General features: G+C 68.3%; 11 protein-coding genes. 2 read left to right on the top strand and 9 right to left on the bottom strand.

The features are described from left to right. Nucleotides 1-37: 37 nt before the first annotated feature. On the bottom strand, nt 38-637 hold the full coding sequence (locus KF689_04570) for a hypothetical protein (GenBank protein ID MBX3132643.1): 600 nt from the start codon (nt 635-637) through the stop codon (nt 38-40). Further along, a complete protein-coding gene (locus tag KF689_04565; GenBank protein MBX3132642.1) occupies nt 634-1,806 on the bottom strand; it encodes an aminotransferase class I/II-fold pyridoxal phosphate-dependent enzyme in 1,173 nt (390 codons plus the stop codon). Before KF689_04565 ends, KF689_04570 begins: the two co-directional genes overlap by 4 nt. 119 nt (nt 1,807-1,925) lie before the next feature. Here KF689_04565 and KF689_04560 point away from each other — a divergent pair, with 119 nt between their 5' ends. Further along, nucleotides 1,926-2,288: a carboxypeptidase regulatory-like domain-containing protein gene (locus KF689_04560; GenBank protein ID MBX3132641.1), complete on the top strand. Its 363-nt coding sequence runs from the start codon at nt 1,926-1,928 to the stop codon at nt 2,286-2,288. A gap of 10 nt (nt 2,289-2,298) precedes the next feature. Here the strand turns inward: KF689_04560 and KF689_04555 are convergent, their stop codons facing one another. Further along, the gene (locus tag KF689_04555) at nt 2,299-5,610 is read right to left on the bottom strand and encodes a hypothetical protein (protein ID MBX3132640.1); all 3,312 of its coding nucleotides are present in this window, start codon (nt 5,608-5,610) and stop codon (nt 2,299-2,301) included. Nucleotides 5,611-5,691: 81 nt separating this feature from the next. Here KF689_04555 and KF689_04550 point away from each other — a divergent pair, with 81 nt between their 5' ends. Then, nucleotides 5,692-6,069, top strand: a complete 378-nt coding sequence (locus KF689_04550; protein ID MBX3132639.1) for a cupin domain-containing protein — start codon at nt 5,692-5,694, stop codon at nt 6,067-6,069. Between the two features lie 4 nt (nt 6,070-6,073). Here the strand turns inward: KF689_04550 and KF689_04545 are convergent, their stop codons facing one another. From KF689_04545 to hppD, 6 genes are all read right to left on the bottom strand, one after another. Beyond that, nucleotides 6,074-7,540: a tetratricopeptide repeat protein gene (locus KF689_04545; protein MBX3132638.1), complete on the bottom strand. Its 1,467-nt coding sequence runs from the start codon at nt 7,538-7,540 to the stop codon at nt 6,074-6,076. A 68-nt stretch (nt 7,541-7,608) separates the two neighbouring features. After that, the gene (locus KF689_04540) at nt 7,609-7,992 is read right to left on the bottom strand and encodes a hypothetical protein (GenBank protein MBX3132637.1); all 384 of its coding nucleotides are present in this window, start codon (nt 7,990-7,992) and stop codon (nt 7,609-7,611) included. A gap of 27 nt (nt 7,993-8,019) precedes the next feature. Beyond that, nucleotides 8,020-8,418 (bottom strand): prepilin-type N-terminal cleavage/methylation domain-containing protein, encoded by a 399-nt coding sequence (locus KF689_04535; GenBank protein ID MBX3132636.1) that lies wholly within the window; start codon nt 8,416-8,418, stop codon nt 8,020-8,022. A 9-nt stretch (nt 8,419-8,427) separates the two neighbouring features. After that, entirely contained in the window at nt 8,428-9,045 is a 618-nt protein-coding gene (locus tag KF689_04530) for a flavin reductase family protein (GenBank protein MBX3132635.1), read from the bottom strand. Nucleotides 9,046-9,122: 77 nt separating this feature from the next. Then, a complete protein-coding gene (locus KF689_04525) occupies nt 9,123-10,304 on the bottom strand; it encodes a homogentisate 1,2-dioxygenase (GenBank protein MBX3132634.1) in 1,182 nt (393 codons plus the stop codon). Continuing rightward, complete coding sequence (gene hppD, locus KF689_04520) at nt 10,304-11,428, bottom strand: 4-hydroxyphenylpyruvate dioxygenase (protein MBX3132633.1); 1,125 nt, start codon at nt 11,426-11,428, stop codon at nt 10,304-10,306. The genes KF689_04525 and hppD overlap by 1 nt, the downstream gene beginning before the upstream one ends. Nucleotides 11,429-11,572: the final 144 nt, after the last annotated feature.

Raw genomic sequence — 11,572 nt, 5'->3', positions numbered from 1 at the left:
CTACGCGCGTCGACGGTGGCCTGCTGAACGGCGCGACTCAGTGTTCGTGGCCGTTCCGGAGCATCTGCAGAAGTGCGACCGGCACACCGCCGGGGTTCTCGCCGAGCACGATCCACCAGCGTGTGGCGCCGTCGCGCAGCCGGACGACGGCATACAGCTGCCGGACCTCGGTCTGGTCCTCGACAACCCTCCGCGGCGGATAGTGAATCTGTCGTGGCGGGCGGCAGTTCTGCGGTAACTGCCCTGCGCACGGATCAGGCCGCTCTTCGTTCCTCGGGTCCGGCACGAAGGTGACATTCCGTATCGCACGCGTGCTCTTCAACGCGACGAGGGCGTACTCCGCACTATCCGGGACGGCGCGCCAGCCGTTTGCGTCGAGGACGGCGAGGAAGAATCGGCGCTGCTCGTGCGCCTCGAAGCTCATCGCGCGTTCGACGTCGCGGTCGGAAACGCCCGCGAAGACGGAACGCGGGTCCGCCCATCGGAACCGTGCGCCGTAGGGGAGCGTGTCGAGGCGGATGCGATCCGTCGGGCCCACCGGCACCGGCGGCGCGGCGCCGGTACGCGTGGCGCGACTGCAGCCCGCGCCCACGAGGAGCAGCAGCGCAATTCCCGCGAGCCCCGCCGCGCGCCTCATCCCCGCATCCGCGCGAGCACACGTCCCGCGCGCGCGGCCGCCTCGGCGATCCGCGCCGGGCCGGTAATGAAGGAGATGCGGAAGAAGCCTTCCCCGCCCGCTCCCAGCGAGGACCCCGCGAGCACGATCACGCCTTCCTCCTCCATCAGTCGCTCGTGAAAGGCCAGCGATGGCACGTCGGTCGGCAAGGGCACCCAGAGGTACATCGAAGCCTTCGGTGCCTCGACCTCGAAGCCATTGGCGCGAAACGCAGCCACGGCCGCGTCGCGCCGCTCCTTGAACACGGCGATGTTACCCGGCACCCAATCGGCGTGTGCCTCCAACGCCGCCACCGCCGCCGCCTGCACCGCCATAAACTGGCCGGTGTCGAGGAAGCTCTTCGTCTTGGCCAGTACGCCGATCAGCTCCGCATTGCCGCAGGCCCAGCCGCAGCGCCAGCCGGTCATATTGTAGGTCTTCGACATCGAGTGGAACTCGATGGCCACGTCTCGTGCCCCCGGCACGTCGAAGATGCTCGGCGCGACGTAGCCGTCGAAGGTCATCTCCGAGTACGCGTTGTCGAAGAGCAGGACGATGCCCAACTCCTTGCAGCGACGCACCACGCGCTCGAGGTACTCCATCGGCGCGATGGCGGCGGTCGGGTTGTTCGGGTAGTTCAGGAACAGCACCTTGGCCCGCGACAGGACGTCGGCCGGGATGTCGTCCAACTCGACAAGAAAGTTCGTGCGCGGTGTGATTGGATAGAGATACGGCTCGGCTTCGCTCAATAGCGTGCCGCCCAGGTACGCGAGGTAGCCCGGGTCCGGGATGATGGCGACATCACCCTTTTGCAGCGTCGCGAGGCAGAAGTGCGCGATGCCTTCCTTGGAGCCGATCAGCGGTACGATTTCCTTGAGGGGATCGAAGCGCTGGCCGAAACGCCGCTGCATCCACGCGCTGACAGCCTCGCGATAGCGCGGCAGGCCGAGCCCGAAGCCGTAGCGGCTCATCGCCGGATCCCGCACCGCCTGCACCAGGGCCTCGACGGCGGCGAGCGGAGCCGGCAGGTCGGCATCCCCGGCACCGAGGTCGATCACGTCCACGCCGCGCGCGAGGAGGTCCCGCTTCTTCTGCGGGATGGTGGCGAGCAGGTAGACGGGCAGCGAGTCGAAGCGGGCGGTGGTCTTCACGGCGGAATTTGGAAGTGGCGGCGAATGGTCGCCCAGGTGCTTGTGTCAGGGGGCGGGATCGAACAAAGTTAGACGGGTGCAGTACCCGCCCGCGAACTCTTCACTCGCCGTCCCGCCCGATGCCGATTCGCCGCCTGCTCATCCTCTCGATCCTGGCGCTTAGCGGCTGCAATGCCATCTACGGCGAACCCAACCGGGTGGACTGGCCAGAGCCGCCGTCCAACTACCCGACGACGTTGGTGCGCGGACGCGTGTTCGATTTGGCAACCAACCAGCCGGTTGCCGGCGCGACCGTCACGGTCCAGTCCGCCTCCGTCTCCGCCACCACGGATGCCGACGGGAACTACAACCTCGACGGCATCCAGGCGTGGGCCGCGCTGTTCATCGTCTCGCGGGACGGCTACGATCCCCTTTCGGTACAACTCGCCCTCTCCGGCGGCGACCAGCTCCGTAACTTCTGGATCAGGAAAGCGGAGCAGTGACGCCCGCGCCTCACGGCGCGAGCGTCACCCCCTTCGCCTGCAGCGCCTGGCCGAGCCGCGTCGCATCGGCCAGCAGCGCGTCGGCCTGACGAAGCGCCGGCGCCAGCGCCGCACGCACATCACGGAGCTGCCGCTGCACGCCGGCACTCGGCGTCTCCCACAGTCCGATGACGCCGGCCTTGAGTCCGGTGAAGCGCGCGTAGACGTTGCCAGTCTGCGCGGCACCGCCGCCGAAGCCGCCTCCGCCCCCACCCCCGCCGCCCTGCGGCGGCGTGATGCTGAGACCGAAGGTCGGTCGGATCGCCTCGAGCCGCGTGGACAGCGCCTCGATGCGCGCGCGTTCATCCGGACTGAGCTGAAGCGAGTCCGCCCGCTGCGTCGCCGTGGTCAGTTGACTGCGCAGCGTCGTGAGCCGCGACACGACCGTGGCCGCGCGCTGGTGCTCCTCGTGCAACTCACGCGTGAGGCGGTCGTAGCCCGCGCGCTCCTGGGCCGTGAATCGCACGGCGGGATCCGCGAGCACCGTCAGTGACTTGCGGTCGATCACGGCGCCGTCGGCGACCAGTTCGATGTCGTAACGGCCCGGCGAGACGTACGGACCGGCATTGGCCGCGCCCCCGCCGAAGCCGAAGCCGCCACCGCCGCCACCGCCGCAGATGTTCTTCGGCTTGTAGCCAGGTTCGGGAATCGGGGCGCGCACGTCGGGAATCGGGCGCGGCGCGCCCTGCCCGCCGAAGCCGCCGCCACCACCACCCGGACCTCCGGCGGGCGCGCTACCGGTCGCAATCGGAGCGTAGCGCATATCCCAGCACAGCGCCTGCAACCCGGCACTGCGCTTCGCATCCGGCACGGGAATCGTGCGCACGAGCTCGTTGCGCGCACTCCGCACGCGAAGCTCCATCGCCGCTGGAGGCCTGGCCACGTGCAAGTGCAGCACCGCTTCCACCGGCGGGTTCTCTCCCGCGAACCACTGGTGCCCCCAGAACTCCTCGTTGCGGTCATCCTTCAGCTTCCACTGCAGCGCGTTCGCGGGCGTGAACAGCGTCGCCGCGCGGGCGGACGCCGTCGCGGCGGCCAGCTCCTGCACCGGCGCGAGGTCATCAAGCACGAACAGCGCCCGCCCGTGCGTGGCGACGAGCATCGCGTTGTCGCGCGGATGGATCGTGATCTCGTCGATGCGCACGTCCGGCAGGTTCGACTTGAAGCGGCGCCAGCTGCGGGCGCGGTCGAGCGAGACGAAGAGGCCCGTCTCGGTGCCGGCGTAGAGCACGTCGGCGTTGCGCGGATCCTCGGTGAGGGTGCGCACCGTCTCGCCGCGCAGCCCGGCGTCCACGCGAGTGAAGCTGGCACCGAAGTCCTCGGTCACCCACACGTAGGCGGCGTAGTCGTTCTGCCGGTAGTTCGGCACCACCACGTAGGCACGGCCGGCGGCCGCCTTGGACGGCACCACCTCACCGACGTAGGCCCCGCGCGGGAACCCGGGGATGTTCGCCGTCACATTCGTCCACGTCGCACCTCCGTCGCGCGTCACGCTGACGGTGCCATCGTCGGTTCCGGTCCAGAGCACGCCGCGCTGCGCCGGCGACTCTGCCAGCGAGACGATCGCCGGCCAGAACGAGATGCCGTCGTTGCGCGCGATCGTGATGTCGCGGCCCGCCACGCCCATCGTCAGGATCGTGTCCCGGTTGGCCTGGGTCGTGAGGTCCGGCGAAATCACCGTCCACGAATCGCCGCGGTCGGTCGAGCGGAAGACCTTGTTGGCCGCCACGTAGAGCACACCCGGATCGTGCGGCGAGAGCATCATCGGCGCATCCCACTGGTAGCGGTATGTCTCGCCCTGCGCCGGTGCCGGCGACACGTTCAGCGGCGTCGGCCGGATGCTCTTGGACTCCCCAGTGACGATGTTGCGGCGGATCATATTGCCGTTCTGCGACTCGGTATACACGATCTGCGGGTCGCGCAGGTCGGGAATCGCGTGAAAGCCGTCGCCGCCGAGGATCTGGAACCAGTCGTAGTTCTGGATGCCGCGGCTGAAGCGCGAGCGGCTGGGGCCGCACCAGTTGTAGTTGTCCTGCATCCCGCCGCAGATGTTGAACGGGACGCTGTTGTCGAAGCTCACGTGATAGAACAGCCCCACCGGCAAGTTCGGCACGAAATGCCAGCGCCTGGCCTGGTCGTGCGAGACCGCCATCCCACCGTCGTTCCCGATGACGATGTGCAGCGGGTTGGCCGGATTCACCCACAGCGCGTGGATGTCATCGTGCGTGGCCAGCGCCGCGTCCGGCTCCACGGACTTACCGCCGTCGAGCGACATATGCAGGCCAACGCCACCGAAGTACAGGGTCTCGGGCGTCGTCGGGTCCACCAAGACCTTCGAGAAGTACATCGGGCGCGGATTGGCGTTGTTCACCTTCTCCCAACTGGCGCCGCCGTCGTTGGAGCGCCACAGTCCGGTCTGCGCCGTCTGGCCCTGCGCCGGCGCCGGCGCCTCGACCAACGAGTACACCACGTCGGGATGCGAGCGTGAGATGTCCACCGCGATGCGCCCGAGCACGCCGCTGGGATACCCGCCCTCGACGCGCGACCAGGTCTCGCCGCCATCGGCCGTGCGGAACAGCCCGCTGCCGGGCCCGCCGCCGTTCATACAGCATTCACTGCGCCGACGCTGGTACAACGAGACGAACAGCACCTTGGGATCGCGCGGATGCATCACGATGTCGTTCGCGCCGGTGTCGGCATCGCCGGCCAGCACGCGGCGCCAACTGCGCCCCCCGTCGGTCGTCTTGTACACGCCGCGCTCACCGCCGCTGCCGAACAGCGGCCCCGTCGCCGCGACGTACACCACGTCGTTGTTCGTCGGGTCGATCACGATGCGATGGATGTGCTTGGACTCCGCGAGCCCCATATGCGTCCAGGTCTCGCCCGCATCGGTGGACTTCCAGACGCCGCTGCCCCAACTCGTGGACTGCCGGTTGTTGCTCTCGCCGCCGCCGGCCCACACGAGATTGGGATCCTGCTGCGACACCGTCACGTCGCCGAAGGACATCAAGCCCTGATCCTGCAGCATCGGCGCCCAGGTCGTGCCGCTGTTGGTCGTCTTCCACACGCCGCCGTGGGCGGTGGCCACGTACCAGATGGCCGGATTCGACTCGACCACGGCGACATCGGCGATGCGGCCCGACATCGTCGCCGGCCCGATGCTCCGGAGATGGAGCGCGTTCAGCTCCTCTGCGACGGGAATCTGGGCGGCCAACGGAGCGGCCAGGCTGAGGGCGAGCGCGGCGCCGAGGGCGCGACGGACGGCGGACAGCGAGCGGGACACAGTGGGTCTCCGAAGGAAGGGAGCCTGCGCGATCGGGCAATGTCAGATAACGTACGGCATCCCTCACCCGTTGTCCCGCCTATGGCCACCTCCCAACCCGCCGCGACCGTCCGCCCCGCCGACGCCGTCGCCCCCACTTCCATCCCTGCCGGCCACGACGCCGCCTTCCGCGTGCTCGTCGGCCCGCAGCAGGGCGAGACCGGCTTCGTGCTGCGCCGCTTCACCTTCGGCGCCGGCGGCGGGATGCCTTACCACACGAACCTCGTCGAGCACCAGCAGTATGTGCTGCGCGGTCGCGCGCGGATCCGCATCGCCGACGCGGTGCACGAGGTCGGCGCCGACGACACGCTGTTCATTCCGGCGGGCGTGCCGCACAGCTACGAGGTCGTCGAGGGCCCCTTCGAGTTCATCTGCGTGGTGCCCGACAAGCCGGACCGCGTAACGCTGGTGGAGCCCTAGCGCCTCAGCCCGCGGACGAGGGCGCTGCGGGCGCCGCACCCGCGTCGGTGCCGGGATGCGGCACCCAGTCCTCACCGTAGAGTGCCGGCCCGCAGTTGTTGCAGATGCCGTGCGAAAACTGCGCCTCGGAGCGCGACGCCACGTACGCCTCCACGGACTGCCAGTAGCCGGCGTCGTCGCGGACGTTCTTGCAGTGCGCGCAGATCGGGATGAAGCCCGAGAGCGCGCGGACCTCGGCGCGTGCGACCTCCAGTCGCCGGTTGGTCCGCAGCAGCGAACCCAGCATCACCAGCGTCAGCGCCAACAGCGTGATCGCGAGACTGGTGAGGATGCGCTGCCGCCGGAGGTCTTCACCGGCCTGCCGCTGCGCCGCGCGAAGCTCGGCCGTCGCCGCCAGTTGTCGCGCCGCCTCGGCCTCGAGTTCCATCGCCGAGACGCGCTGCGAGGTCCGCAGGCTGAAGACCGAGTCCCGCAACGCCGCGTGCGTCCGCAGGTGCCGGAGTGCCGCAGGGGCATCGCCGCGCGCCTCGGCGACGCGGGCGAGCCCCTCGAGCGCGCGCAGTGACAGCGCACGGTTGGCGATGGCGCGCGACGCGGTGAGGGCGTCGGCGTATGCCGCGTCAGCTCGTCCCCACTGCCGCCCGGCCTCGTAGGTGCTCCCGAGGCCAATCTGGGCCTCTGCCTGCCCCCGGCGCGTCTGCCCGCGGATCGCCGTGTCGTAGATGCGCCGAAAGCGACGCTCGGCGTCCTCAAGCCGACCCTCGGCGACGTCGATGCGCCCCAGCAGCAGGTTGTTGATGGACCACGCACTTGAGGAGTCCACCGCACCGATGCGCGGCGTGCCGGAGTAGTACGCGGCCAACGACCGCTCGGCGAAGTCGCGCGCCGAGGCGTGGCGCCGCAGATCTACGTGCACCGCGGCCATCGTGTTCAGCGCGTAGCCGAGCGTCGGACCGTTGCCTGAACGCTCGGCAATGGCGATGGCCGAGTCGAGCGCCACCGACGCGCGATCATAGTCGCCCCAATCCTGATAGGCCTTGCCGATGTTGGCGTAGTTGAACGCCATCCCGCGCAGGTCTCCGATGGCGCGCCGCAGGGCGAGCGAGCCGAGGTAGGCTTCAAGGGCCGGCTCGTAGTTTCCCGCTTGGTAGTGCGTGGCCCCGAGGCTGTTCAGGACGCTGCCAAGTCCCGCGCTGTCGCGCAACGCGGTGCGCAACGCGCGCACGCGGAGCAGGTGCACGAGCGCGCTGTCGTAGCGATCGTCCTGCCAGTGGGCGAGCCCAAGCGTGAAATGCGCATCGGCGATCGCGGTGGAGTCGCCGGACTGCTGCGCCAGCTCCAACTCGTAGCGAAACCGCGGAATCGAATCCGGCCGCAGTGACTGCGATTCAGCCGCCGTCGCCGCGCCGGCCGCCAGCACGCTGAGGAGCACGGCGTGACGGAGGCGATCGAAGGTCTGCGGTCGGAGCATCCCTGAAAGAAGCTGGGTTCGTGCGGACGGGTCAATCAGGAATTCACGGAACGGACGGCGGGAGTCGCCTAGCGCTGGCGCCGCCCGGTAAACGACGCGCCGCCCTGCCCCGCGAAGTCCACGAAGCCATTGAGGCTGTCGGGCGTGACGATGCGCGCCGTGTACGTCAGGACCATCCCCTCACCCGCGCCGCTGGCCGAGAGCGCGAAGGATACGGTATCGCCGCGGACGGTGCCGGAAATCGTGCGGCTGCCCATCGCGTTTGACGTGTAGCTGCCGGTGACGCGCTCCCCGTCCTGCTTGAGCTCAAGGATGGGGTAGCCCGTGCCATTGTCAGTGACGACCGCCAACTGCCAACGGCCGGTGAGATCGTGGGCAACGGCCGCCACGGCGACGGTAGCGGAGACGAGCAGGACCGCCGCGGCGGTCGCAATCGAGCGGACTCGGGACATCGGGGGCTCCTCAGAAGGTCGAATAACTCACTCGCAGGCCACTTCGCCTTCCACCGTGGCCGGTGGTTCGGGCGTGGCGCCTCGGAAGATCGCACACTTGCGGCCGCCGAGTGACGCGTGCGTCGCGGTGGCGCGGAAGCCGCTGGCATCGCCGGCCACAATCGTGACGGTGACGCCGGACGAAGCCTGGAAGCGCGCGCCGAGTTCCGCGAGGTCCGCGGCGTAGGTCGGCGGCGACTGCTCACTGCGGTACATCATCTGCGCGCCGGTCAGGTTGCGCAGGTCAGAGCGCAACGCCGCCAGATGCGCACGGTTCTTGGACGCCGCGAACTTAGGGATGGCGATGGCGGCCAGCACGCCGATGATCACCACGACGATCAAGAGTTCGATCAGCGTGAATCCGCGACGGACAGTCGAGACCTGCATCGTGCCTCCTCAGGTGGTCGGTCGGTCCTGCGTGAACATCACGTCGGCCGTGACGGAGGCCCACTCGTTGCGGCCGAGCCGCGCCGCCGGCTGGATCTTGGCGGTATCGGGCAGGCCATCGGCGCCCAGCATCTCGTCGCGGATGTGCGCGACAAGCACCTCGCCGATCACCCAGGTGCCGTGCATCGGCCCGCTGCCCTGCGGCACGAGCTGGAACACGCGGCACTCCAGCGCCGCCGGCGCCTCGGCAACGTACGGCGGCTTCACCAGCGTGCTCGCGACGCGCGTGTACCCTGTCACGTCGAACTCATCCACCTCGAACGGGTACGGCGCCGAGGCCTGGTTCACGCGCTCGGCCATCGCCCGCGAGACGACGTTGATCGTGAACTCCCCTGTCTCGCGGACGTTGCGCAGCGTGTCCTTGGGCTCCCCGTTGCGATCCGCCGTCGGGCAAAAGGCCACGCCCTGCGGGTTCTGCCCGCCCATCGCGAAGAACGAGAAGGGCGCGAGGTTGCCGACCCCGCCCGCGCTCACCGTGCTCACGAAGGCGATCGGCCTCGGCGCGATGAGGGGGGTGAGGAGGGCGTGGCGATCCCGGGGGCTCAGGGATGCAAGCGTGATTTCCATGCGCGCAGTTGGTGGACGGATGACGGATGACGGACGCGGTGCGGTGAGCATCCGTCATCCGTCATCCGTCCGCGCTCTTAACTCGTCGGCGGCGAAAACCCCTGCCCGCCCTCGATCCAGCTGAACATATAGTTCTTGTCCTCATACGGCAGGACCGCCTTCGCCACCTTGAGCGGGCGGAACGAGTCCATCATCACCGCGAGCTCGTTGGTGTGCGTCTGTCCGATGCTCGCCTCGTAGCGTCCCGGATGCGGGCCGTGCGGGATGCCGTCGGGATGGTGCGTGATGCTGCCGTACTCGATGCCCTTGCGGCTCATAAACTCGCTCGACGCGTAGAACAACACTTCGTCCGAGTCGACGTTCGAGTGGTTGTACGGCGCGGGAATCGCCTGCGGGTGGAAGTCGTAGGGCCGCGGGCAGAACGAGCAGATGACGAACCCGTCACCTTGGAAGGTCTGATGCACCGGCGGCGGTTGGTGCACCCGGCCCACGATCGGTTCGAAGTCGTGGATGTTGAAGGCCCATGGATAGAACTGCCCGTCCCAGCCGACGACGTCGAGCGGATGGTGGTCGAGCACGATCTCGTTGAGGCCGTCGTACTGCTTGATGACGATCGGGAAGTCGCCCTTCTCGTCGTGTGTCCGGAGCTCGCGCGGCACGCGGACGTCGCGCTCGGAGTACGGCGCGCCCTCCACCAACTGGCCGACGTTGTTGAGGTAGCGCTTGGGCGGGCGCACGTGGCCGCGCGACTCCATCACCAACAGCTTGGCCGGCTTGGTGAAGCGATAGCGGTGCAGGATGTGCCGGTGGATGACGAGGTAGTCCCCGGGGACGATCGGCAGGTCGCCGTACTGCGTCTCCAGCGTGCCCTCGCCCTCGGCCACGTACACCACCTCGTCGCCCTGGGCATTTCTATAGAAGTGCTCGTCCTCGCGGTCCGGCGCCACGTACAGCATCGCGATGTCATTGTTAAACAGCAGCGGTACGCGGTCCAGCGTCGGCGAACCCCCACGCGCGACCTGCGCCGTCTTGAAGTGCCGGTGCTTGAGGGTCTTGTCCGGATCGGCCTCGTAGGGCGTCTCGCGCAGCCGCTTCGCCGCCTTCACCGTTGTCGGTGGATGGATGTGGTACAGCAGCGCCGCCGGACCGGTGAAGCCCTCGATGCCCACGAGTTGCTCGTTATAGATGCCGCCCCCCGGCTTGGGGAAGGCGATGTGCCGCTTGCGCGGGATCTGCCCCAGCGTGTGATAGAACGGCATTACAGGTTGCCTCGCCGCGCCTGCTCGCGTTCGATGCTCTCGAACAGCGCCTTGAAGTTGCCGGCGCCGAAGCTCTTGGCGCCCTTGCGCTGGATGATCTCGAAGAACAGCGTCGGCCGGTCCTGCACCGGCTTGGTGAAGATCTGCAGCAGATAGCCCTCGTCGTCGCGGTCTACCAGGATGCCCAGCTCGGCCAGCGGCGCGATGTCCTCGTCGATCTTGCCCACGCGGTCGAGCACCGTCTCGTAGTACGTGCGGGGGATCGAGAGGAACTCCACGCCGCGGCTCCTGAGCGCCCGCACGGTCGTGATGATGTCGTCCGTGGCCACGGCGATGTGCTGCACGCCGGGACCGCGGTAGAAATCGAGGTACTCCTCGATCTGGGACTTCTTCTTGCCCTGCGCCGGCTCGTTGATCGGGAACTTGATGCGCCCGTTGCCGTTGGACATCACCTTCGACATCAGCGCCGAATACTCGGTGCTGATGGTCTTGTCGTCGAAGGACAGCAGGTTGAAGAAGCCGAGCACCGTGGAGTAGAACTCGACCCAGTGATTCATCTTGCCGAGTTCGACGTTGCCGACGCAGTGGTCCACGTACTTGAGGCCGACCGGCTCCGGCTGGAAGGGCGAGTCCGCGGCGACGAAGCCCGGCATGAACAGGCCCTTGTAGTTCTTGCGCTCGACGATGCTGTGGATGGTGTCGCCGTAGGTGCGGATGCCGGCGATGACGATCTCGCCGTGCTCGTCCTTGAGCACCGTGGGCTCCTGCACGCTGACGGCGCCGCGCTCGATCGCCTTCTTGTGCGCGTCGCGGCAGTCGTCCACCCAGAAGGCCATATCCCGCACGCCGTCGCCGTGCGTGGCGATGTGCGCGGCGATCTCGCCCTCCGGCCCCATCGGCGTCGTGAGGATGAGGCGAATCTTGCCCTGCTCCAGCAGGTACGAGGCGCGGTCGCGCACCCCCGTCTCCGGGCCGCGGTAGGCGATGAGCTTGAAGCCAAAGGCCGCGCGGTAGAAGAGCTGCGACTGCTTGGCGTTCCCGACCCAGAACTCGATGTAATCGGTGCCGTTGATCGGGAAGGTGTCGGTGCCGGCGGCGTGCTGGGGATGGGCGATGGTGGCCATGTGTGACTCGGACGGATGACGGATGACGGATGCGGAGATCGGCGGAACCTTCAGTCGTGCGACGGGATGACGGAATGGACCGCGACCTCAGGCATCCGTCCTCCGTTATCCGTCGCGGTCAGGCCCCGCGCGCACCCGTGCGTG

The organism is Gemmatimonadaceae bacterium (assembly GCA_019637355.1).
GTDB lineage: Bacteria > Gemmatimonadota > Gemmatimonadetes > Gemmatimonadales > Gemmatimonadaceae > Pseudogemmatithrix.
This window is presented reverse-complemented; position numbering and strand designations above follow the sequence as displayed.